Here is a 21,796-nt window from a genome sequence, read left to right as displayed (position 1 = left end):
CGGGCCGCAGTCTATCACCGAATGGACGGCTGGGGCGGCCGGCGTCCCGGACGAAACACCGTGACATCCTCATAGAACGCTGGATCAGCGTTGCCGTCGCACCAGCCCGGGATACCCATGACGGGCAACGGCGAAAAGCTGCGGCCACCGGCGAAGCGGCCTGCTTCTGCCGCTTCGGCGAGATCCGCTGCAAGCATGGCGTCGAGTTCGTGCATCGGCATCGACGGCGGCGCAATGACACGCCAGGCGTGGGCCGTGACGGCCTTGTAGGGATGGACGAGCTTTTCGAGCAATGCGTGCCCGAACGGCATCACGCCACAGACGCCCCGCCACGAAACGCGCCGGGTGATGAACAATTCGCGCCAGTCAAACCCTTTCAGGGCATCGAACAGCGTGTCGTCTTCGGTGAGGAAAAGGATCGCGTTCTCGTCGAACAGCGTGGCGGCATCGCGCAGACCGCCTCGCATCTGTTGCACGCCGTCGCGCGCAATGGCCTCGGCCTGCAGCCGGTTCAGCAAACGTTTGGTTTCGGGGAAGTGCAGCCAGATCAACGCGTTGAAGGCGTCGTGGAGGTTGTCGCGCGTCGGCACCTGCCCGCTGGCGTGGATGTGGGATTCGTACGCCGTGCCATCGGGCAACGATGACTGCGGCACGAAGCGTAGCGGCTGCCCGCGCGCATTGCGCAGGGCACCGGCGACTGCATTGAGTCCTTCGCGCAGATCCTCGTGCGAAAGGACCGATGCGGACGCGGCGAATGGTTGGTACCAGGGCCGCGTCCAGTCAATCGCCGGAAGCAATCAGCTTGCCTTCCAGCGCAGCGTTTCGCCTGCGCGCAGCGGCACCAGCGTGGTGTCGCCGTACGGCAGTTCCGTCGGCAGCTCCCAATCCTCGCGCGTCAGCGTCAACGTGCCCGTGTTGCGCGGCAGGTTGTAGAACGCCGGGCCGTTGAAGCTGGCGAACGCCTCCAGCTTGTCCAGCGCGCCGACTGCATCGAATGCTTCGGCGTAAAGCTCCATCGCATGCAGCGCCGTGTAGCAACCCGCGCAACCGCACGCGTGCTCCTTGAGGCCCTTGGCATGCGGCGCGCTGTCCGTGCCGAGGAAGAAACGGTCGCTGCCCGACGTAGCGGCCTTTACCAGCGCCTCACGATGGGTCTCGCGCTTGAGTACCGGCAGGCAGTAGTAATGCGGACGGATACCGCCGATGAAGATCGCGTTGCGGTTGTAGAGCAGATGGTGCGCGGTGATCGTCGCAGCGATCGGGCCTTCGGCTTCGGCCACGTACTGGGCGGCCTCGGACGTGGTGATGTGCTCGAACACCACCTTCAGTTCCGGGAAATCGCGGCGCAGCGGTTTCATCACGCGCTCGATGAATACGGCTTCGCGGTCGAACAGGTCAATGTCGCCATTGGTGACTTCGCCGTGCACCAGCAGCGGCATGCCTGCACGCTGCATGGCTTCCAGCGTAGGGGCGCATCGCTTGATATCGGTCACGCCAGCATCGCTGTTGGTCGTGGCGCCGGCCGGGTACAGCTTCACCGCGTGGACAAAACCGCTGGCCTTGGCTGCGACGATTTCCTCGGGCGGCAGGTTGTCGGTCAGGTACAGCGTCATCAGCGGCTCGAACGTCATCCCGGCCGGCAGTGCGGCCAGGATGCGGTCGCGGTAGGCAGCGGCTTGCGCCACCGTGGTGACCGGCGGCTTGAGGTTCGGCATGACGATGGCGCGCGCGAACTGGCGTGCGGTATCGGGCAGGACAGCGGTCAGCGCCGCGCCATCGCGCAGGTGCAGGTGCCAGTCGTCCGGGCGGGTAATCGTGATCTTTTGGGTCATGGGGACAAGCAACAACTAGAGAATCAGGATGGCGCGGAAATCGTTCACGTTGGTCCGCGTGGGGCCGGTCACGACGAGGTCATCCACCGCATGGAAGAACCCCCACGCGTCGTGGGCATCCAGGCTGTGCCGGGCCGAGACGCCGGCTGCATCAGCGCGCGCCAGCGAATCGGGGCCCAGCAACGCACCGGCGTTGTCCTCGGAACCATCGATGCCGTCGGTGTCGGCGGCAATCGCGTGGATGTTTTCCGCACCGGCCAGCTCGATGGCCAGCGACAGCAGGAATTCCGAGCACCGCCCGCCACGCGCGTTTGTCGCACCACTCGGCAATGTGACCGTGCATTCACCGCCCGAGATCAGCGCCACCGGCGCGGAGAACGGCGCATTGTACTTGCGAATCTCGCGGACGAGCGCGGCATAGACGCGTGCCACCTCCTGCGCCTCGCCGGTGACCGTATCGCCGAGCACCACGGGTTCGATGCCTTGACGGCGGAACAGCGCGGCGGCAGCTTCCAGGCTGCCATGTGCAGTGGCGATCATGCGGTTGTCGACGCGCTTGAACAGCGGATCGCCCGGCTTCGGCGTTTCATCGATCTCGCCGCGCGCGCCGCGTTCCAGATGGGATTGCACGCTCGCCGGCACCGTGGCGCCGAAGCGTTTCAGGATGCCGAGGGCATCGGCATAGGTGCTGGGATCGGGAACCGTAGGACCGGAGGCGATGGCACTCGGATCGTCGCCCGCCACATCGGACACGATCAGCGTGGTCACGGGTGCCCGGCTCGCCTGCGCGAGCCTTCCGCCCTGGATGCGCGAAATATGCTTGCGCACGACGTTCATGTCCGTGATCGGTGCGCCACAACGCAGCAACTCGCGCGTGGTGGCTTTCAGGTCGGCCATGGGGATGCCATCGGCCGGCAGCGACAGCAGGCTGGAGCCGCCGCCCGAGACCAGCACGATCAGCCGATCCTCGGGTCCGAGCGATTGCACACGCGCCAGGATATCGGCAGCGGCCTGCTCGCCCGCTTCGTCGGGCACCGGATGGCCGGCCTCGATCACGCGGATATGGTCGGTGGGCATGCCGTGCGAATAGCGCGTGACGACGATGCCTTCGAGCGTGGCCTTGCCCTGGTAGGCGCGCTCGACCGCTGCCGCCATCGACGCGGCAGCCTTGCCTGCGCCCACCACGAGCGTGCGCCCCCCGGCATGCGGCGGCGGCAGGTGATCGGCAACGATTTGCAATGGATCGGCGGCAGCAACAGCGGCGTGGAAACTCTCGAGCAGCAAGGTGCGCGGACAGCCCTGGAAATTCATGATGCCTCCGCGATGGCGCCCTGGGGCATGGGTTCCGTTCCGATTCCGTCTCCGGGAATGGCAGCGATCTTGTCTCGATTCATGGCTGGGAAGGGATGAGGGCGTCGGCGCCGTGCTTGGCAGCGTCCGGTACGCGAAGGATAATGGCCCCATTCTATTGCAAAGCGGCAGCCCCCTGCCGCACGGTGCCCTCGCCATGTGCCAGCTGCTAGGCATGAACTGCGCCACGCCAACCGACGTGACGTTCTCCTTCACCGGCTTTGCCGCGCGCGGCGGTGTGACGGACCACCACTCCGATGGTTTCGGCGTGGCCTTCTTCGAGGACAAGGCGTGCCGCCTGTTCATCGATAACCAATCGGCGGGTTCGTCGCCGGTGGCAGACCTGATCAAGCGCTACCCCATCAAGTCGAAGAACGTGATCTCGCATATCCGCAAGGCCACGCAAGGCACGGTCCGGCTGGAGAACTGCCATCCGTTCATGCGTGAGCTCTGGGGCCGGCACTGGATCTTCGCGCATAACGGCGACCTGCACGGATTCGCCCCTTTCCTGTCCGGCGTCTACCAGCCTGTGGGCGACACCGACAGCGAACTGGCGTTCTGCACGCTGATGCAGGGGCTGCGCAAACGCTTTCCGGGATCGCAGCCGCCGCTGAATGAGCTGGGACATGCGCTGGCCGACATCACGCGAGACATCACGCTGCATGGGGTATTCAACTTCCTGCTGTGCAACGGTCAGGCGCTGTTTGCGCACTGCTCCACGCGGCTGTACTACATCGTGCGGCAGTGGCCGTTCTCCAAGGCACATCTGATCGATGCCGACCTGTCGATCGATTTCGCACAGGTCACCACGCCGGACGATCGCGTGGCCGTTATCGCCACCGCACCGTTGACGGACAACGAGACGTGGACGCAGTTTGCGCCTGGCGAGCTGATCATGTTCGAGAATGGAAAGCCCGTCATGACGTGGACGGTGCCGATACCGCCTGAGGTGCAGGCGAAGAATGCCGCGAATACGGCTTGTACTTGAGGGGGATTTGACTGCCAGCACCGTCAGACACGCCCAAGCGGTGACAGGGGGCGAGGTCTTGGGTCCCTCTCCCGCAAGGCGGGAGAGGGGAGCAAACACGCGAGGTTCGCGCGCTCGCTTAGTGCTGCAGGATCTTCGACAGGAACTGACGGGCGCGCTCGGAGCGGGCTTCGATGTTGCCGAAGAACTCCTCCTTGGCGCAGTCTTCCACGATCTTGCCGGCGTCCATGAAGATCACGCGGTTGGCCACCTTGCGGGCGAAGCCCATTTCGTGGGTCACGCACATCATGGTCATGCCTTCGTTGGCCAGTTGCACCATTACGTCGAGCACTTCGTTGACCATTTCCGGGTCAAGCGCCGAAGTCGGTTCGTCGAACAGCATGCAGATCGGATCCATCGACAGCGCGCGCGCAATGGCCACGCGCTGCTGCTGACCACCTGACAGTTGACCCGGATACTTGTCGGCCTGGCTCTTCAGACCCACGCGCTCCAGGTACTTCATGCCCTTGGCGTTGGCTTCGTCCTTCGAGCGGCCCAGCACCTTCATCTGCGCGATGGTCAGGTTCTCGGTGATCGACAGGTGCGGGAACAGTTCGAAGTTCTGGAACACCATGCCCACGCGCGAGCGCAGCTTGGGCAAGTTCGTCTTCGGGTTGCCCACCGACGTGCCATCCACGAGGATGTCGCCCTTCTGGAACGGCTCCAGCGCGTTCACGGTCTTGATCAGCGTCGACTTGCCCGAGCCCGACGGACCGCACACCACCACCACTTCGCCCTTGGCCACCTTGGTGGTGCAATCGGTCAGCACCTGGAAGGCGCCGTACCACTTGGAAACGTTATTAATTTCGATCATACGGCCACCTTTTTCTGATAACGCTTGACCAGCAGCGAAGCGGAAAAACAAATGATGAAGTACACGAGACCAGCAAACAACAGCATCTCCACGATGCGGCCGTCACGCTCGCCAATACCGTAAGCCTGGCCGAAGAAGTCTGCCAGCGCGCTCACGTAGACCAGCGACGTATCCTGGAACAGGATGATGCCTTGCGTCAGCAGCAGCGGCACCATGTTGCGGAACGCCTGCGGCAGGATCACCAGCCGCATGGTCTGACCATAGGTCATGCCCAGTGCCTGGGCCGCGAACATCTGGCCGCGCGACACGCTCTGGATACCGGCGCGGATGATTTCCGAGTAGTACGCGGCCTCGAACAGCGAGAACGCGATCAGCGCGGAGGTCATGCGCAGGTCGGATGCCGCCGAGAGGTTGAACACCTTCTGCAGCAACTGCGGAATGATCAGGAAGAACCACAGCAGCACCATCACCAGCGGGATGGACCGAAACAGCGTCACGTACCCCTGTGCAAACCAGTTCAGTGCCTTGATCGACGACAAACGCATCATCGCCAGGATCGTGCCCCAGACGATGCCGACGATCACCGCCGTCACCGTGATCTTGAGCGAAACGGCCATACCCTCGCCCAGCACATGCAGCGTGGAGTAATTGATGGAGCTGAAATCGAATTCGTATGCCATGTTGCAGCTCCTTACTTCGTGCCGATGAAGCCCGGCACGCGGGTACGGCGTTCCACCCAGCGCATCAGGAACATCACCGTGAAGTTGATCAGCGCGTACAGCAGCGTGACCGCGATGAACGATTCATACGGACGCGCGGTGTAGTCCACCAGCTGGCGGCCCTGTGCGGCCAGTTCCAGCAGGCCGATCGTCGATGCCACGGCCGAGTTCTTGAAGATGTTCAGGAACTCGGAGGTGATCGGCGGCACGATGACGCGGAAGGCCATCGGCAGCAGCACGTGGCGGTACGTCTGCGCCAGCGTGAAACCCATGGCCAGGCCGGCGTTCTTCTGGCCGCGCGGCAGCGAATTGATCCCCGAGCGCACCTGTTCGCAAACCCGGGCGGCCGTGAAGGTGCCCAGGCAGATCATGGCTGCCAGGAACTGCTGGGTGAACGGGTTCATCTGCTTGATGGCTTCGCCGCCCGGCAGCAGCTCGGGTCCGACGAAGTACCAGATGAACAGCTGCACCAGCAGCGGAATATTTCGGAAGATTTCGACGTAAGTGGCGGCAAACCCCGACAGCCACTTGTTCGGGACCGTGCGCAGCACGCCCAGCACCGAGCCGAGAACAAGGGCGATCACCCACGACGACAGGCCCAGCGCGATCGTGACCTTGAGACCGGAAATCATCCAGTCCAGGTACGTCTCGTTGGAAGCGGCCTGCTCGAGGAAGACTCCCCAGTGAAAAGCGTAATCCATAGTGCGTCCTCAAAAAGAAACGGAAGGACTGCTCCTTCCGTTTCGCACTGCGCCAATCGCAACGATCAGTCGAGTGCCTTGTCGTTCGGGGTCTTGAAGAGCGCCTTCATATCTTCGGACAGCGGGAAGTCCAGGTTCAGGCCCTTGGGCGGGACCGGTTGCTGGAACCACTTCGCGTACATCGTGTTGATCGAACCATCCTTCATCAGGCCGGCGATCACGGTGTCGGAGATCTTCTTGAACGGTGCGTCATCCTTGCGGATCATGCAGCCGTACGATTCACGCGACTGCGGCTTGCCCACGACGATCCAGTCTGCCGGGTTCTTGGCCTTGGCGCGTTCGCCGAACAGCAGCGCGTCGTCCATCATGAACGCCACGGCACGGCCCGATTCCAGCGTCAGGAACGACTGGCCATGGTCCTTGGTGCTGATGATGTTCATGCCCAGCTTCTGGTCATCGTTCATCTTGCGCAGCAGGCGCTCGGACGTGGTGCCAGCGGTGGTCACCACGTTCTTGCCCTTCAGGTCGGCCCAGTCCTTGATGCCGCCGTCCTTCTTCACCATGATGCGCGTGCCGATGATGAAGATGCTGTTCGTGAACGATGCCTGCTTCTGGCGTTCCAGGTTGTTCGTGGTCGAGCCGCACTCGATATCGATCGTGCCGTTCTGCAGCAGCGTGATGCGGTTCTGCGACGTGATCGGAATTTCCTTGACCTGCAGGTTCGGCAGCTTCAACTGATCCTTGATGGCTTCCACGATCTTCATATTGATATCGTAGGAATACCCAACCTGACGGACACCGCCGAGGTTGTAGTTGAAGGGAATCGAGGAGTCCCGCACGCCCAGCGTGATGACACCCGTTTCCTTGATCTTCTGCAGCGTACCCGTCAGCGGCTCAGCTGCTTGCGCGCTTGCGCACAACACCCCTGCCGCAATCATCAGGCCTGCCAACTTGGCAACATTCATAACATCTCCTTGACCATGAAGAGAAAGGCGGGACTGTAACAGACTGCCCCACCGGCGAAACAGTATTGCTTAGCTCGTCACTCAAGACAACGGGTTTTTCCCCTAACTGGTGCCAATTCAGCGATGGTTTAGCTGCGTTGCGCCAAAATGAGACACAAGTGCGCACCGATTGTTGCCGCCGCTTCAAACCGTTGATGACAAAAAAACGCGGCAACCGGAGTCATCCGATCGCCGCGTTGCGGGCTTCACCGAAGCGGGGAATTTTGCTGCATTGCAGCAGCGTCAAATCCCGGCTTCATGAATCGTCCTCCATCAAGGATAGAGGCCGCGCATCTCGCGCGCCTGCAGGATCCGCGTGCAGGCGACGATGAACGCGGCCGTCCGCAGCGTGACCTTGTTGTCCTGGGCAACCTGCCAGATCGCCCGGAAAGCCTCTTGCATGATTCGTACCAGCCGGTCATTGATCTCCTCTTCGGTCCAGAAGAAGCTGGAGAAATCCTGCACCCATTCAAAATAGGACACGGTCACGCCGCCTGCATTGGCAATCACGTCCGGGCAAACCAGAATATTGCGCTCGCGCAGGATGTCGTCGGCCTGCGGGGTGGTCGGGCCGTTGGCGCCCTCGATCACCAGCTTGGCCGTGATGCGCGGTGCGTTCTCGGCGGTGATCTGGCCTTCCAGCGCGGCCGGGATCAGGATGTCGCACTCCACATCCCAGAACTGGTCACCCTTGAGGACTTCGGCCTGGAAGCCGTCGATCGTGCCGCTGTGCGATGCGTATTCCATCATTGCCGGCACGTCCAGACCCGCCGGGTTGAACAGCGTGGTGCGGTGATCCTGCACCGCCACCACCTTGGCGCCGGCTTCATGGAACAGCTTGGCGGCCACAGCGCCCACATTGCCGAAGCCCTGCACGGCCACGCGCGCACCCTTGACGTCCATGCCCAGGTTGCGGGCGGCTTCCGAACCCACCACGAACACGCCACGGCCGGTGGCTTCATGGCGGCCCAGCGAGCCACCCAGCGAGATCGGCTTGCCGGTCACCACGCCGGTGGCCGTGCTGCCCGAATTCATCGAATAGGTGTCCATCATCCAGGCCATGACCTGGGCGTTGGTATTCACGTCAGGCGCCGGAATGTCCTTGTTCGGACCGATGATGATGTTGATTTCACTGGTGTAGCGACGGGTCAGGCGTTCCAGCTCGCCGTGCGACAGCGTGCGCGGATCCACGCGGATGCCACCCTTGGCACCGCCGTAGGGCACGTTCACCGCCGCGTTCTTCACCGACATCCATGCCGACAGCGCCATCACCTCGGACAGCGTCACGTCCTGGTGGAAACGCACGCCGCCCTTGCCCGGGCCGCGCGACAGGTTGTGCTGCACCCGGTAACCCTCGTAGTGGGCGATGGTGCCGTTGTCCAGTTCGATGGGTACGTCGACGATCAGCGCGCGCTTGGGGCGCTTCAGCGTTTCCACCCAGCGCGCCAGCGAGCCCAGGTAGGGCGTGACACGATCGACTTGCTGCAGGTAGATGCCCCACGGGCCGAGGTCGTCGGCTTTCAGGTAGGAAGGCAGGGCGTGGGCATGCGAGACATTCGAGACGTTTTGCGTCGGTGCTGCGGAAGACATCGTTGAGTTCCGAGTGAAGGTGACACGGAGGATATCGGCGCTGCCCTGCCCCAATCCAATGCCGTTTCATCATCCCGCCTCGGCAGGTTATGCAAGCCTCGCATAACCTTGGCGCCCCTTCCTGGCACCTTGCGGTTTCACGCGTCCGACGCCGGCGACGTCAGTGCGGCCCAGATGCGGTCCACGAACTGGCGTTTGCGGCGCGACTGGCCGCCGCGCCGTTCGGTCCCGTTATCGGAAGGTCGCTCGCGATAGAGCCGGATTTCCATATCGATCGATTGCGGCAGCCCGCGCGCCGCCTCGGCCCGCACCAGACGGCCGGCGGCCACGTCTTCACGCACCGTGCTTTCCGGCAAGAATGCCATGCCGTGTCCGGCCAGCGCCATCGCCTTGAGCGCCTCGGCCATATCGGTTTCGTAGCATTTGTCGAGCTTGAGCGTATCGGCGGACTCCGCCAGCAGCATGTCCACCATCCGGCCCAGAAACGCATTGGGCGTGTAACTCAGGAATGGCACTGGCTTCTTGTCCGTACCCGGCAGCCGGAACAGCGGGCGACCCGTGGCATCGGGCACGCTGTAAGGCGACAGCCGTTCGGTGCCGAGCACGAGCATGTCGTAGTGCGCCGGATCGAGCTGGATGGCCTGGCGCGGATGGTGATAGACCATGACGAGGTCGCAGCCGCCTTCCACCAGCATCAGCACCGCATCGTGGACATTGAGCGCGCGCAGGCGGCATGGCAGTGTGCCGACCTTGCGCTCCACGCCCTTGAGCCATTCGGGGAAGAACGTCAGCGACAACGTGTGCGGGACGGCGAATTCCAGCACCTGCGCATTGGCCGACCGCTGCCCGCGCATCAGCGCACGGGTCTCGCTGACCTGCGCCAGCATCGCCAGTGCCTGCTCGTAGAACACCTTGCCCGCCGAGGTCAGGCTCGTGGGGTAACTGGACCGGTCGATCAGCTCGGTGCCCACCCACGCCTCCAATGACTGGATGCGGCGCGAGAACGCCGGCTGCGTGACATGCCGCAGTTCCGCCGAGCGCGAGAAGCTGTGCGTCTCGGCCAGGCTGACGAAGTCTTCAAGCCATTTGATTTCCATGGCGCGGATTATCGCCTGCGTCCACGTCCCGCGCAGCACGGACGCCGCCATCGACAATATTTTTCTGCCTCCGCCCCCTCCGTTGGAACAGGATTACAATCTGCGCGGGTTTTGGATCGAAATCTTCAGGTTTGCAGGAAATCCCATGGACCGCTATGACCGCCAGATCCTGGAGATCCTCCAGGAAGATGCCGCTGTGCCTGTTGCCGAGATCGGCGAACGCGTGGGGCTGACGTCGACGCCATGCTGGCGCCGCATCCAGAAGCTCGAAGAATCCGGCGTCGTGCGAAAGCGCGTGGCGCTGCTCGATGCGGCCAAGCTCAATGTTGGCGTGACGGTTTTTGTCTCGATCCGCACCAACCAGCACAACGTGAAATGGCTCAAGGCGTTTCACGGACTCGTGGCATCGATTCCGGAAGTGACCGAGTTCTACCGCATGGCGGGCGATACCGACTACCTGTTGCGCGTGGTGGTGCCGGATATCGCCGCTTATGACACCGTGTACAAGAAACTGATCCAGGGCGTAGAACTGGCCGATGTCAGTTCGAGCTTCGCGATGGAACAGATCAAGTACACGACGGCGTTGCCGCTGGATTACGCCTGATCAACCACGGCTATCCACGATGGGCCCAGCTCGTCATGCGCTTTTCGAGCACGGCGAACAGTTCGTACATCAGCATCGCCATCACCGCGATCACGACGAGGCCGGCAAACGCCAGTGGCATTTTCATCGCGGAGCCGGCCGATACCAGCAGGTAGCCGATGCCTTCGTTCGCCGCGCTCATTTCCGAAACGGTCGTGCCGACGAAGGCCAGCGTGATCGCCACCTTGAGCGAGGCGAAGAAGAACGGCATCGCGCGGGGCAGACCCACCTTGATCAGCACATCGCGACGCTTGGCACCCAGCACGCGCAGCACGTCTTCAAGTTCCGGTTCGAGCGTGGCGAGCCCCGTGGCGATATTCACCATGATCGGGAAGAACGAGATCAGGAACGCCGTGATGATCGCGGGACCGGCACCGAGGCCGAGCCACACCACGAGGATCGGCACGAATGCGGCTTTCGGCAATGCATTGAACGCCGTCATCAGCGGATACGTGGCCGCGTAAGCGAGCCGCGACGATCCGAGCAGCATGCCCAGCAGTACGCCTACGACGATGGCGAGGCCGAAGCCCACCATGGTCGTCCAGAACGTGCGCCATGCATGCGTGGCGATCACGCCGCCGTACTCGCCCAGCGAAGCCACGATGGCCGACGGACTCGGCAGGATGAAGTCCGAGACGTTGAAGATGAGGCATGCGCCCTGCCACAGCAGCAGGAACGTACCCAGCAGAATCCACGGGGCGACGCGCTGCACGCGCTTCGCCTGGAGAGAGGACATCGTCGTCATGATCAGTGTTGTCCCCGGTTATGCCCGATCTTCTCGCGCAGTTCATGCACGCGTTCGGCAAAGGGTTCGGTGTAGGTGATGTCGAGCGGACGCGGACGCGGCAGGTCGATCTCGCGGCGCAGCAGAATACGGCCCGGACGCGGGCTCATCACGTAGACGGTATCGGCCAGGAACACGGCCTCGCGCAGATCGTGTGTGACCAGAATCACGTTGAAGCGTTGCGCTTGCCAGAGATCGCGCAGCACGCACCATAGTTCTTCTCGCGTGAACGCGTCGAGTGCACCGAACGGTTCATCGAGCAGCAGCATGCGCGGCTCGTGAATCAGCGCACGGCAGATCGATGCGCGCTGCTGCATCCCACCCGACAGTTGCCACGGGTACTTGTCCTCGTAGCCGGACAGGCCTACGGTCTTCAGCAGCATGCGCGCACGTTCCACGTACTCGTCGCGCTTCTTGCGCATAGTCGATCGATACGGCTCGACGATCTCCAGCGGCAACATCACGTTGTCGAGCGTGGTGCGCCACGGCAGCAGCGTGGGCGCCTGGAACGCCATGCCCACCTGCTTGAGCGGACCGGTGACCTTGGTGCCATTGATGCTGACCACGCCGCGCGTAGGCTGGCGCAAGCCAGTGGCCAGCTTCATGAACGTGGACTTGCCGCAGCCCGAGGGTCCCACGATGGCGATGAATTCACCTTCCGCAGCCTGCAGCGAAATATCCTCGACTGCGAACTCGCCGCGACGCGCAAGTTCATCGTCATAGGCCAGCCATACGCGATTGAAATCGACGAATGGCTGGCCGCCACCCGCATCGGCCGGTGACCCGCCCGAGGCGGGCATCAGTGCTTCTCTTGCCATCATCGCAGCACGTCCAGTTCGGCGGCAGACGGCAGATAGGCGTCGGTCCACAGCGTATCGGGATTGATACGGCCCTTGGTGCCGAAGGCATCGGCCACCTGCGACGCCATTAGCGACAGGCGCGGCTTGTTCACGCGGCCAAAGCCCTCGGCCTTGGCATCCGGCGACTTCACCACGCTGTCGAGCGCCAACTTCAGGCGCTTGACCTCCAGCTTCTCGTCGATGATGCCGTCACGCGCCTTCACGGCCTTGATGCCTTCTTCCGGATGTGCGATCACGTCCTTGGCCGATTTCGCAAAGGCGCGCAGGAATGCCTTGACCGCTTCGGGGTTGCTCTTCAGGAACTGTTCCGATGCGATGATCGCGTTGCCGTAGAGCTTCACGCCGAACTGCGGATACGGCAGCACCACGATGTCCTCATCCTTCACGCCACGCGCGTTCAGGTTCAGGATCGACGTGAACGAGAAACCGGTGATGGCATCGAGATCGCCACGCGTCAGCATCGTTTCGCGCAGCGTGGGGTCCATCGCCTGCCAGTTGAACGATGCCGCCTGCAGGCCGTTGGCCTTGGCGAAGATCGGGAAGGCACGACGGCCCGCGTCGAACACCGGCGCGCCCAGCTTCTTGCCCGTCAGGTCCTTCGGCGCCTTGATGCCCGACTTCTTCAGCGCCAGCACGGCGGCGGGCGTGTTGTTGTAGACCATCATCACGGCCACTGGCTTGTTCTTGGCATCGGGGTTGTTACCGTAGAACTCCATCACCGAAGCCAGGTCGGCAAAGCCCATGTCATACGTGCCCGATGCCACGCGGTTGACCACATTGCCCGAGCCGTTGCCCGCGTCGATCGACACATCGAGCTTCTCGTTCTTGAAGTAGCCCTTCTGCTCGCCGAGCAGGAACAGTGCGGCCGGACCTTCGAAACGCCAGTCGAGCTGAAAGCGGACTTTCGTCGCGGCTTGCGCCTGCGCGGTGCCCACGCAGAGTGTCGACAGCACCATCGCGGTGCCTGCCGTGGTGCACAGTTTCAGAAATTGGCGACGCAGAGCGAATTGCAGCATGGACCTTCTCCAGTTTTTATCTATCTGGAGGGTGCTTTTTGCAAGGGTCGTGCCAGCCTTTGCAGGGGGCATGCCGCACCGGCGCGATGCATGGGCGCGGTGCATTGACGACCCATGATTGTGCGCACGCATCTGTACGCGCAGGTTGCCGTCATCGATTGTCGACAATCGATGACGGCGCGCTTCAGAGAAGCGTCAGGCGTCCTGCGTCTCGTCGCCTGCGTCGATGGCGAGCGCATCGGCATCGGGCACACCCTGCGCGGCATTACGCGCCTGGATCTGCCACATGCCTGCATAGCGGCCATTGGCGCGCATCAGTTCGGCGTGCGTGCCGCGCTCGACGATGCGGCCATGATCCATCACCAGGATCTGATCGGCATGCACCACCGTCGACAACCGGTGCGCGATCAGCAGCGTGGTGCGGTTCTGCGCCAGGCGCATCAGTTCGGACTGGATGGCCTGTTCGGTGCGCGAATCCAGCGCCGAGGTGGCTTCGTCGAACACCAGGATCGGCGGATTCTTGAGCAGCGTGCGCGCGATGGCCACGCGTTGCTTCTCGCCACCGGACAGCTTGAGCCCACGCTCGCCCACAGGTGTGTCGTACCCCTGCGGCAACTCGCTGATGAAATGATCGATCTGCGCGGCGCGCGCGGCCTCGATTACCTCGTCGCGCGTGGCTTCGGGCCGGCCATAGGCAATGTTGTAATAGATGCTGTCGTTGAACAGCACGGTGTCCTGCGGCACGATGCCGATCGATGCGCGCAGGCTCGCTTGCGTGACCTTGCGGGTATCCTGCCCATCGATCTCGATCCCGCCCCGACTCACGTCATAGAAGCGGAACAGCAGCCGCGCCAGCGTGGACTTGCCCGAGCCACTGTGGCCGACCACCGCCGTGGTGGTGCCCGCAGCGATCGTGAAATCCACATCATCGAGAATCGTGCGGTTCGACTCGTAGCCAAACCCCACATGGCGGAAGCGCACTTCCGCACCGTCCACGCGCAGCGGTGCGGCACCGGGGGCATCGGCCACTTCCTGGTTCGTACCAAGCAGCACGAACATGCGATCCATGTCGGTGGTGGCCTGCTTGATTTCGCGATAGATCACACCAAGGAAATTCAGCGGGATATAAAGCTGGATCATCAACGTGTTGACCAGCACGAGGTCGCCCAGCGTCAGCTTGCCCGCCGCCACGCCCACCGTGGCACGCCACAGGATCAGGATCAGCCCGACGGCGATGATCGTCTGCTGACCGAAATTCAGCAGCGACAGCGAGTTCTGCGAGCGGATGGCGGCCGTGCGATACGTGCGCAGGTTTTCGTCGTAGCGGCGCGCCTCGTATTCCTCGTTACCGAAGTATTTGACGGTTTCAAAGTTCAGCAGCGAATCGATGGCCTTCTGGTTGGCGCGCGAGTCCAGCTCGTTCATCTTGCGGCGGAAGTGCGTGCGCCACTCGGTCACGATGATCGTGAACGCGATATACGCCACCAGCGCGCACAGCGTAATCGCCGCGAACCAGATGTCGTAGTGCAGCAGCAGAAAGCCGATGACCAGCGACATCTCCACCAGCGTGGGCAGGATGCTGTACAGCGAGTACGAGATCAGCGACTGGATGCCGCGCGTGCCGCGCTCGATATCGCGGCTCATGCCGCCCGTCTGCCGGTCCAGGTGGAATCGCAGCGACAGCGCATGCAGATGGCGGAACACCTGCAACGCGATTTCGCGCACCGCGCTCTGCGTGACCTTGGCAAAGAGGATCTCGCGCAACTCGGTGAACAACGTGCCGGAGAGACGCAGCATCCCGTACGCGACGATCAGCCCGGCGGGCACCACGAGTAGCGCCGTGGCGTTGCCCGGCGCGATGTTCATCGTATCGACGAGCTTCTTCATCAACACGGGCACGCCGAGGTTGGCAACCTTGGCGGCAACCAGGCAGGTCAGCGCCAGGATCACTCGCCACTTGTAGTGCCAGACGTAAGGCAGCAGGTTGCGAACGGTCTGCCAGTCGCTGCGGGGCGCGCCAGCGCCCTTGAACAGGGAGTTTGCCGGCTCGGCGGGGGCGGGCTCGGCGGTCGTGGAATAGCGGCGCATACGTTAGAATTCAGGCCAATGCCGCGATTGTCGCAGAGATCGTCAGGTCCGGCAGTTCATCGTCACTGCCTCATGAATTCGCCGTACTTCCCGCTTTCCGCCATCGCCGACATGTCCACATCCGCCCCCATCTCCGAATTGCCCGCCGGCAAGAACCCCGCCCTGCGCGTCGTCCCCATGCCCGCCGATGCCAATGTGCACGGCGACGTGTTCGGCGGCTGGATCATGGCGCAGGTCGATATCGCCGGCTCGATTCCCGCCGTCGAACGTGCCCAGGGCCGCGTGGCCACGGTGGCCGTCAACTCGTTCCTGTTCAAGCACCCCGTGTTCGTGGGCGATCTGGTCAGCTTCTACGCCGACGTGGTCAAGACCGGCCGCACGTCGATCACGGTGGAAGTGGCCGTCTACGCGCAACGCATGCGCCACAGCCATGAGATCGTCAAGGTGACGGAAGCCACGCTGACGTATGTGGCAACGGATGAGAGCCGGATGCCGCGGGTGTTGCCTACGGCTTGAGGTGGGATTGATTTGTTCCCCTCTCCCGCAAGGCGGGAGAGGGGCGAACGCCGAGCGGTAGTTTCAAACCGCCTCAATCAAACTTCGAAAAATCCGGCTTCCTCTTCTCGAAGAATGCCGTGAACGCTTCCTTGGCTTCCGGTGCCAGCAGCATGCGGCGGAACACCTCGCCTTCCTCGTTCATTTTCTTCTCGACAGCCGGTACATCGTCGCCCTTCATCAGCCGCTTGGTCTCACGCAGCGACGATGCAGGCAGCGCGGCGAGCTTGCCCGCTTGCTGGCGCACATAATCCGACAACTCCGCAACCGGCAGCACCTTCGTGACGAGTCCGATGGCATGCGCTTCCTGCGCGCTGAATGCCTCGCCCAGCAGCAGCTTTTCGGCGGCGCGCTGGTAACCCATCAGGCGCGGCAGCAGCAGGCTCGATGCCGCCTCGGGGCACAGGCCCAGTTGCGCGAACGGCAGCGACAGCTTGGCCGTCTCCGATGCATAGACCAGATCGCAATGCAGCAGCAGCGTGGTGCCGATGCCCACTGCCGCGCCGCTGACCGATGCCACCACCGGCTTGGTGGCGTGGCTGATGGCGTGCAGGAACTGGAACACCGGTGCGGGTGCGCCGCCTTCGCCGTGGGTCGGCGGGCGTTTCATGAAGTCTTCGAGGTCGTTGCCGGCCGTGAAGATCTCCGGCTTGCCTTCGATCACGATCACGCGCACGGCGTTGTCGGTCTCGGCGGCGCGCAGCGCGTCGGCCATGGTCTGGTACATCGCGGCCGTGATCGCGTTCTTCTTGTCGATGCGGTCGAAACCAATGGTCAGGACGCCCTGTTCGATGCGGGTGGCAATGCTCATGTCTTCCTCGTCTCGTCGGTATCAGGTTTGGCCGCTCACACAAACGGTGGCGGCATGTCGGAAAGATAACTGAGTCCGAACGCGCCGGCGCCCACATTGAGCGCAACGGTCAGACTCATCGGCGCGAGCATCAGCTCCACGCCATGTCGTGCGGCAGCATTGGCCAGCGATTGCCACGCGGGCCACGACTCCACCTCGTCGATATCGCCCGCATACGCGGCACCTACCGCCGGCGTCAGCAAGGCACCGGCGCGGATGCAGGCTTCCACATGGCCCAGCAGGCGGCGAATGCCATCCTCGGAGCCGCGCACCTTGGCAATGGCATCGGTCTCGCCGCGATGCATATGGATCACGGGCCGGATATTGAACGCGCTGCCGAGCATGTAGCGGCCCCACGTGATGCTGTTCTCGCCCTTCAGCTTGGCGCGCGTGTACATGTACAGCAGTTCGTTCGGGATCAGGAACATGTGCGCGGCATCGCGCAATCGATTCTCCACCGCATCCACCACGGCGGCGGCACTCGCGCCCTCGGCCAGCATGCGCGCGGCCTCGCGCACGATCAACGCCTGTCCCGGCCCGATGGCGCCGGTATCGATCACGGTCAGGTCGAACAGCCCGCTGCGGCCCGCGTCCTTGCGCAGCTTGAAACTGCGCGCCACAGTACCCACCACGGCGCCATTGGCGTTTGCGTAAAACTTGCTGCGGCTGCTCGCAATCGTCAGCAGGATCGCGCGATCGCAACCGGCCACCACATTGCGCAGCAAATGGTCTTCAAGCTCGCGTTCGAGCAGCGGAATGGATTCGGCATAGTGGTCCTGCTTGCCGACCAGATACTGCCGATACAGATCGGGCAGTGCAACTTCATCGCGTGTATCGGCGATGAACTGATCCCCCGCGCGGATGCGAAAGGGAATGGTGCGGACGCCAAGCGCGTCCATCATCGCGCGCGGCATGTCGCATGCCGCGTCGGCCAGAATGGCTGTCTCCTGCATATTGTTATGTTCCTCCGGGTCAGTGCGTCAACGTGTTGGCATCTTCGTGTCCATACATTTCTTCATCTGATCGAAGGTAGGGGCGAATCTCATCACTGCCTTGAGATTCGCCCCACTGGCGCGTTTAAACGCGCTCGAAGATTCCGGCTGCGCCCATGCCCGTACCGACGCACATGGTCACCATGCCGTACTTGAGGTTGTGGCGACGCAGCGCGTGCACTACGGTGGCCGAACGGATTGCACCGGTGGCACCCAGCGGATGGCCCAACGCAATCGCACCGCCCATACGGTTCACGCGCGACGGATCGAGTTCCAGGTCACGCATCACTGCCAGCGACTGCGCAGCGAATGCCTCGTTCAGTTCGATCCACTCGATCTGGTCCTGCGTCAGACCACCGGCCTTCAGTGCCGCAGGAATCGCAGCCTTCGGACCAATCCCCATGATCTCCGGCGGCACACCACGCACCGCGAACGATACGAAACGGGCCAGCGGCACGAGGTTGAACTGCTTGAGGATCTTCTCGGAAACCAGGATCAGCGCGCCAGCACCATCCGATGTCTGCGAGCTGTTGCCAGCCGTGACGCTGCCCTTGTTGGCGAACACCGCACGCAGCTTGCCCAGTCCTTCCACCGACGTGTCGGGACGCGGACCTTCGTCGAGCGATACCGTGCGTGTCTTCACACCCACCTGGCCCGAAGCCAGATCCGGGAATTTCTCGACGACTTCGATCGGCGTGATCTCGTCGTTGAACTCGCCAGCCTGTTGCGCGGCGATGGCTTTCTGGTGCGACGCCAGCGAGAACGCGTCCTGATCTTCGCGGCTCACCTTCCACTGCGTGGCAACCTTCTCGGCGGTCAGGCCCATGCCGTAGGCAATGCCCACGTTCTCGTCGCGCTCGAAGATCGACGGCGACATCGACGGCGAGTTGCCCATCATCGGCACCATGCTCATCGATTCCACGCCTGCGGCGATCATCACATCGGACTCGCCCACGCGGATGCGGTCAGCCGCCATTGCCACAGCCGACAGGCCCGAGGCGCAGAAACGGTTCACGGTGATGCCGCCCACCGTATTCGGCAGGCCAGCCAGCAGCGCGCCGATACGCGCCACGTTCAGGCCCTGCTGCGCTTCAGGAATCGCGCAGCCAACAATGGCGTCTTCGATCAGCGCCGGGTCCAGGTTCGGCACCTGTGCCACGGCAGCCTTCAGGATGGTGGCGAGCAGGTCGTCGGGACGGGTGTTGCGGAAGGCGCCCTTGGGGGCCTTGCCAATCGGCGAACGGGTAGCCGCAACGATATACGCGTCTTGCAGTTGTTTCATGATGTCGGTTCCTCGTTGGCGGATTAGTTGCGCACTGGCTTGCCGGTCTGCAGCATGCCCATGACGCGCTCCTGCGTCTTGCCCGTGCCCAGCAGGTCGATGAAGGCCTTGCGTTCCAGCGCCAGCAGCCACTCTTCGCTCACCAGCGAGCCCGCCTCCACATCACCGCCGCACACCACTTCCGCGATGCGCGAGGCGATCGTGAAATCGTGCGCCGAGATGAAGTTGCCATCGCGCATGTTCACCAGCGATGCCTTGATCGTGGCAATGCCCGAACGGCCCGCCACCGGAATCAACTGGCCCGGCAGCGGCGCGCGGTAACCGGCGTTAGCCATTGCGCGCACTTCGCTCTGTGCCACGTACAGCAGTTCGTGCACGTTGTAGACGATGGTGTCCGTGGGCTGCACGTAGCCGATCTTCTGCGCGTCCAGCGCCGAGGTCGAGACCTTGGCCATCGCCGCCGCCTGGAAGCGGTTGGTCAGGAAGTTCAGGTAGTTCGTGCTGCCAGCTGCCTGCGCAGCCTTGGCCGCGGCAATCGCGGCTTCCTTGAGGCCACCACCGGCCGGCACCAGACCCACGCCCACTTCCACCAGGCCGACATAGCTTTCCAGCGCCACCACGCGCTTGGCCGAATGCAGCATCAGTTCGCAGCCGCCGCCGAGCGCGATGCCCGACACCGCCGGAATCACCGGCACTGCCGCGTACTTCACGCGCATCAGCGTGTCCTGGAATTTCTTCACGAACGGTTCGATGCCCTTGGCACCGCCCATCATGAATTGCGGCATGGCCGATTCCAGATTGGCACCGGCCGAGAACGGACCACCGGGTGCGCCGAGCTGCAGCGACGTGGGCTGCCACACGACCAGACCCTTGTATTCGGCTTCGGCCAGTTCCACGGCGCGCACGAGCGAGTCGAGCACATCCGGGCCAATCGTGTTCATCTTGCTCTTGAACGAGATGATCAGCACATCGTCGGCACCATCGCTGGTCCAGATACGCGCACCGTCGTTCTCTTCGATCGTCTTGCCCGACTTGCGCGGATCAGCGGCGTCCGTGCCCTTGAGCGCGGCACGGAACACCTGGCGCTCGTACACGGGCAGCGCGGCGCGCTTGACGAAGCTGCTCGTCGCCGGCGACCACGAACCTTGCGCACCGTGCACACCGCCGTTGTCGGCGACGGCACCATCGAATACCCATGCGGGCAGCGGCACGTTAGCGAGTGCCTTGCCGGCTTCGATATCTTCCTTGACCCACTGCGCCACCTGCTTCCAGCCGGCAGCCTGCCAGTCTTCGAACGGACCCGAGTTCCAGCCGAAGCCCCAGCGAATCGCCAGGTCCACATCGGCGGCCGAACCGGCGATCTGTTCGAGGTAGACGGCGATGTACTGGAACACATCGCGGAACACGCTCCACAGGAACTGCGCCTGCGGATTGGTGGATTCGCGAAGCAGCTTGATGCGCTCGGCCGGTTCCTTCTTGAGCATGCGCACGACGATCTCGTCGGCCTTCTTGCCCGATTCCACATACTGGCCGGTCTTGGCGTCGAGCACCTTGATGGCCTTGCCTTCCTTCTTGTAGAAACCCGCGCCAGTCTTCTGGCCCAGCGCGCCCGCATCGACCAGCCCCTTCAGCACGGCCGGCGTCTTGTACACGGAGGCAAACGGATCGCCGCCCAGGCCATCCTGCATCGTCTTGATGACGTGCGCCATCGTGTCCAGGCCCACCACGTCGGCGGTGCGGAACGTGGCGGACTTGGCACGGCCCAGCTTGGTGCCGGTCAGGTCATCGACGATATCGAACGGAATGCCGAACTTTTCGGCTTCGGCAAACACGGCCAGGATCGAGAAGATCCCCACGCGGTTGGCGATGAAGTTGGGCGTGTCCTTGGCACGCACCACACCCTTGCCGAGCGTGGTGGTCAGGAACGATTCCAGGCGGTCCAGGATCGCGGGCTGCGTCGTCGCAGTCGGGATCAGTTCCACCAGATGCATGTAGCGCGGCGGGTTGAAGAAGTGCACACCGCAGAAGCGCGACTTCAGTTCCGCATCGAAGCCATCGGACAGCGACGTGATCGACAAACCCGACGTATTGGTCGCGAAGATCGCGTGCGGTGCCAGATGCGGCGCTACCTTCTTGTAGAGGTCGTGCTTCCAGTCCATGCGCTCGGCGATCGCTTCGATCACCACATCGCATTCCTTGAGCAGTTCGACGTCGTCTTCGTAGTTGGCCGCGCGGATCAGGCCCGCTTCGTCCTTGATGCCGAGCGGTGCCGGCGACAGCTTCTTGAGATTCTCGATGGCGCGAAGGGCAATGCCACTCTTCGGGCCTTCCTTCGCGGGCAGGTCGAACAGCACCACGGGCACGCGGGCGTTGACGAGGTGGGCCGCAATCTGTGCACCCATGACGCCGGCGCCGAGTACGGCAACCTTTTTGACGATGAAATTGGACATGCGCGCTCCTTGGGTATCGTGAGCGTTTTGAGGAGAGAGATTTACCTTCTGCTTCGGATCGGCTCCCCTCTCCCGCATGGCGGGAGAGGGGTTGGGGGTGAGGGCCGGCCTCTCAAGACGCGACGATCGCAATTCGATCCGC

20 protein-coding genes are annotated in these 21,796 nt (G+C 63.1%); 3 read left to right on the top strand and 17 right to left on the bottom strand.

All coding sequences use genetic code 11. The annotated features are described in order from the left end of the window. Positions 1–14: 14 nt before the first annotated feature. From ABDB81_RS04075 to ABDB81_RS04065, 3 genes are read right to left on the bottom strand one after another with little or no spacing between them, the layout of a single operon-like run. Positions 15–797 carry a DUF3025 domain-containing protein gene (locus ABDB81_RS04075; RefSeq protein WP_160471444.1) on the bottom strand — a complete coding sequence of 261 codons (783 nt, stop codon included), beginning with the start codon at positions 795–797 and terminating at the stop codon, positions 15–17. Beyond that, positions 798–1,832: a dihydroorotase gene (gene pyrC, locus ABDB81_RS04070; RefSeq protein WP_137924130.1), complete on the bottom strand. Its 1,035-nt coding sequence runs from the start codon at positions 1,830–1,832 to the stop codon at positions 798–800. It abuts the gene before it with no gap. Positions 1,833–1,847: 15 nt separating this feature from the next. Continuing rightward, positions 1,848–3,143, bottom strand: coding sequence for a glycerate kinase (locus ABDB81_RS04065; protein ID WP_346809873.1), 1,296 nt, complete (start codon positions 3,141–3,143; stop codon positions 1,848–1,850). Between the two features lie 196 nt (positions 3,144–3,339). Here ABDB81_RS04065 and ABDB81_RS04060 point away from each other — a divergent pair, with 196 nt between their 5' ends. After that, complete coding sequence (locus ABDB81_RS04060; RefSeq protein ID WP_137924128.1) at positions 3,340–4,170, top strand: class II glutamine amidotransferase; 831 nt, start codon at positions 3,340–3,342, stop codon at positions 4,168–4,170. A gap of 118 nt (positions 4,171–4,288) precedes the next feature. On the opposite strand, the gene ABDB81_RS04055 is transcribed toward ABDB81_RS04060, so the two are convergent. The 6 genes from ABDB81_RS04055 to ABDB81_RS04030 form a co-directional block, all read right to left on the bottom strand. After that, positions 4,289–5,023: an amino acid ABC transporter ATP-binding protein gene (locus tag ABDB81_RS04055; protein WP_137924127.1), complete on the bottom strand. Its 735-nt coding sequence runs from the start codon at positions 5,021–5,023 to the stop codon at positions 4,289–4,291. After that, a complete protein-coding gene (gltK, locus tag ABDB81_RS04050) occupies positions 5,020–5,703 on the bottom strand; it encodes a glutamate/aspartate ABC transporter permease GltK (protein WP_137924126.1) in 684 nt (227 codons plus the stop codon). The genes ABDB81_RS04055 and gltK overlap by 4 nt, the downstream gene beginning before the upstream one ends. A gap of 11 nt (positions 5,704–5,714) precedes the next feature. After that, on the bottom strand, positions 5,715–6,443 hold the full coding sequence (locus ABDB81_RS04045) for an amino acid ABC transporter permease (protein WP_137924125.1): 729 nt from the start codon (positions 6,441–6,443) through the stop codon (positions 5,715–5,717). A 65-nt stretch (positions 6,444–6,508) separates the two neighbouring features. Then, positions 6,509–7,408, bottom strand: a complete 900-nt coding sequence (locus ABDB81_RS04040; protein ID WP_137924124.1) for a glutamate/aspartate ABC transporter substrate-binding protein — start codon at positions 7,406–7,408, stop codon at positions 6,509–6,511. Positions 7,409–7,720: 312 nt separating this feature from the next. After that, positions 7,721–9,037 (bottom strand): Glu/Leu/Phe/Val dehydrogenase, encoded by a 1,317-nt coding sequence (locus ABDB81_RS04035; protein WP_137924123.1) that lies wholly within the window; start codon positions 9,035–9,037, stop codon positions 7,721–7,723. A 137-nt stretch (positions 9,038–9,174) separates the two neighbouring features. After that, complete coding sequence (locus ABDB81_RS04030; RefSeq protein WP_346809870.1) at positions 9,175–10,134, bottom strand: LysR substrate-binding domain-containing protein; 960 nt, start codon at positions 10,132–10,134, stop codon at positions 9,175–9,177. A gap of 145 nt (positions 10,135–10,279) precedes the next feature. Here ABDB81_RS04030 and ABDB81_RS04025 point away from each other — a divergent pair, with 145 nt between their 5' ends. Further along, on the top strand, positions 10,280–10,738 hold the full coding sequence (locus ABDB81_RS04025) for an Lrp/AsnC family transcriptional regulator (RefSeq protein WP_137924121.1): 459 nt from the start codon (positions 10,280–10,282) through the stop codon (positions 10,736–10,738). A gap of 10 nt (positions 10,739–10,748) precedes the next feature. Here ABDB81_RS04025 and ABDB81_RS04020 read toward each other — a convergent pair whose 3' ends face one another. The 4 genes from ABDB81_RS04020 to ABDB81_RS04005 all read right to left on the bottom strand — a co-directional run bounded on the left by ABDB81_RS04020 (position 10,749) and on the right by ABDB81_RS04005 (position 15,525). Beyond that, complete coding sequence (locus tag ABDB81_RS04020; RefSeq protein ID WP_346809868.1) at positions 10,749–11,522, bottom strand: ABC transporter permease; 774 nt, start codon at positions 11,520–11,522, stop codon at positions 10,749–10,751. Positions 11,523–11,524: 2 nt separating this feature from the next. After that, entirely contained in the window at positions 11,525–12,382 is an 858-nt protein-coding gene (locus ABDB81_RS04015; RefSeq protein ID WP_137924119.1) for an ABC transporter ATP-binding protein, read from the bottom strand. Continuing rightward, on the bottom strand, positions 12,379–13,437 hold the full coding sequence (locus ABDB81_RS04010) for an ABC transporter substrate-binding protein (RefSeq protein ID WP_137924118.1): 1,059 nt from the start codon (positions 13,435–13,437) through the stop codon (positions 12,379–12,381). Before ABDB81_RS04010 ends, ABDB81_RS04015 begins: the two co-directional genes overlap by 4 nt. A 195-nt stretch (positions 13,438–13,632) precedes the next feature. Beyond that, positions 13,633–15,525: an ABC transporter ATP-binding protein/permease gene (locus ABDB81_RS04005; protein ID WP_137924117.1), complete on the bottom strand. Its 1,893-nt coding sequence runs from the start codon at positions 15,523–15,525 to the stop codon at positions 13,633–13,635. A 111-nt stretch (positions 15,526–15,636) separates the two neighbouring features. Between ABDB81_RS04005 and ABDB81_RS04000 the strand changes: the two genes are divergently transcribed. Next, the gene (locus tag ABDB81_RS04000; protein WP_137924148.1) at positions 15,637–16,041 is read left to right on the top strand and encodes an acyl-CoA thioesterase; all 405 of its coding nucleotides are present in this window, start codon (positions 15,637–15,639) and stop codon (positions 16,039–16,041) included. 73 nt (positions 16,042–16,114) lie between these two features. Here ABDB81_RS04000 and ABDB81_RS03995 read toward each other — a convergent pair whose 3' ends face one another. The 4 genes from ABDB81_RS03995 to ABDB81_RS03980 all read right to left on the bottom strand — a co-directional run bounded on the left by ABDB81_RS03995 (position 16,115) and on the right by ABDB81_RS03980 (position 21,654). Continuing rightward, positions 16,115–16,891, bottom strand: coding sequence for an enoyl-CoA hydratase (locus tag ABDB81_RS03995; protein WP_160471439.1), 777 nt, complete (start codon positions 16,889–16,891; stop codon positions 16,115–16,117). A 35-nt stretch (positions 16,892–16,926) separates the two neighbouring features. After that, a complete protein-coding gene (locus ABDB81_RS03990) occupies positions 16,927–17,883 on the bottom strand; it encodes a DegV family protein (protein ID WP_160471437.1) in 957 nt (318 codons plus the stop codon). A 124-nt stretch (positions 17,884–18,007) separates the two neighbouring features. Next, positions 18,008–19,207, bottom strand: a complete 1,200-nt coding sequence (locus tag ABDB81_RS03985; RefSeq protein WP_137924147.1) for an acetyl-CoA C-acyltransferase — start codon at positions 19,205–19,207, stop codon at positions 18,008–18,010. Positions 19,208–19,227: 20 nt separating this feature from the next. Continuing rightward, positions 19,228–21,654 (bottom strand): 3-hydroxyacyl-CoA dehydrogenase/enoyl-CoA hydratase family protein, encoded by a 2,427-nt coding sequence (locus ABDB81_RS03980; RefSeq protein ID WP_346809864.1) that lies wholly within the window; start codon positions 21,652–21,654, stop codon positions 19,228–19,230. Positions 21,655–21,796 lie beyond the last annotated feature (142 nt).

Source organism: Cupriavidus sp. DL-D2, from assembly GCF_039710735.1.
Taxonomy (GTDB): Bacteria; Pseudomonadota; Gammaproteobacteria; order Burkholderiales; family Burkholderiaceae; genus Cupriavidus.
Note: the sequence above shows the minus strand (reverse complement) of the source record. Positions and strands in the feature narration are given on the sequence as shown.

What these genes read in the sequence shown, in the direction of transcription:
- pyrC (WP_137924130.1), bottom strand. Translation starts at nt 1,832, where the DNA reads ATGACCCAAAAGATCACGATTACCCGCCCGGACGACTGGCACCTGCAC.
- ABDB81_RS04065 (WP_346809873.1), bottom strand. Translation starts at nt 3,143, where the DNA reads ATGAATTTCCAGGGCTGTCCGCGCACCTTGCTGCTCGAGAGTTTCCAC.
- ABDB81_RS04060 (WP_137924128.1), top strand. Translation starts at nt 3,340, where the DNA reads ATGTGCCAGCTGCTAGGCATGAACTGCGCCACGCCAACCGACGTGACG.
- ABDB81_RS04055 (WP_137924127.1), bottom strand. Translation starts at nt 5,023, where the DNA reads ATGATCGAAATTAATAACGTTTCCAAGTGGTACGGCGCCTTCCAGGTG.
- gltK (WP_137924126.1), bottom strand. Translation starts at nt 5,703, where the DNA reads ATGGCATACGAATTCGATTTCAGCTCCATCAATTACTCCACGCTGCAT.
- ABDB81_RS04045 (WP_137924125.1), bottom strand. Translation starts at nt 6,443, where the DNA reads ATGGATTACGCTTTTCACTGGGGAGTCTTCCTCGAGCAGGCCGCTTCC.
- ABDB81_RS04040 (WP_137924124.1), bottom strand. Translation starts at nt 7,408, where the DNA reads ATGAATGTTGCCAAGTTGGCAGGCCTGATGATTGCGGCAGGGGTGTTG.
- ABDB81_RS04035 (WP_137924123.1), bottom strand. Translation starts at nt 9,037, where the DNA reads ATGTCTTCCGCAGCACCGACGCAAAACGTCTCGAATGTCTCGCATGCC.
- ABDB81_RS04030 (WP_346809870.1), bottom strand. Translation starts at nt 10,134, where the DNA reads ATGGAAATCAAATGGCTTGAAGACTTCGTCAGCCTGGCCGAGACGCAC.
- ABDB81_RS04025 (WP_137924121.1), top strand. Translation starts at nt 10,280, where the DNA reads ATGGACCGCTATGACCGCCAGATCCTGGAGATCCTCCAGGAAGATGCC.
- ABDB81_RS04020 (WP_346809868.1), bottom strand. Translation starts at nt 11,522, where the DNA reads ATGACGACGATGTCCTCTCTCCAGGCGAAGCGCGTGCAGCGCGTCGCC.
- ABDB81_RS04015 (WP_137924119.1), bottom strand. Translation starts at nt 12,382, where the DNA reads ATGATGGCAAGAGAAGCACTGATGCCCGCCTCGGGCGGGTCACCGGCC.
- ABDB81_RS04010 (WP_137924118.1), bottom strand. Translation starts at nt 13,437, where the DNA reads ATGCTGCAATTCGCTCTGCGTCGCCAATTTCTGAAACTGTGCACCACG.
- ABDB81_RS04005 (WP_137924117.1), bottom strand. Translation starts at nt 15,525, where the DNA reads ATGCGCCGCTATTCCACGACCGCCGAGCCCGCCCCCGCCGAGCCGGCA.
- ABDB81_RS04000 (WP_137924148.1), top strand. Translation starts at nt 15,637, where the DNA reads ATGTCCACATCCGCCCCCATCTCCGAATTGCCCGCCGGCAAGAACCCC.
- ABDB81_RS03995 (WP_160471439.1), bottom strand. Translation starts at nt 16,891, where the DNA reads ATGAGCATTGCCACCCGCATCGAACAGGGCGTCCTGACCATTGGTTTC.
- ABDB81_RS03990 (WP_160471437.1), bottom strand. Translation starts at nt 17,883, where the DNA reads ATGCAGGAGACAGCCATTCTGGCCGACGCGGCATGCGACATGCCGCGC.
- ABDB81_RS03980 (WP_346809864.1), bottom strand. Translation starts at nt 21,654, where the DNA reads ATGTCCAATTTCATCGTCAAAAAGGTTGCCGTACTCGGCGCCGGCGTC.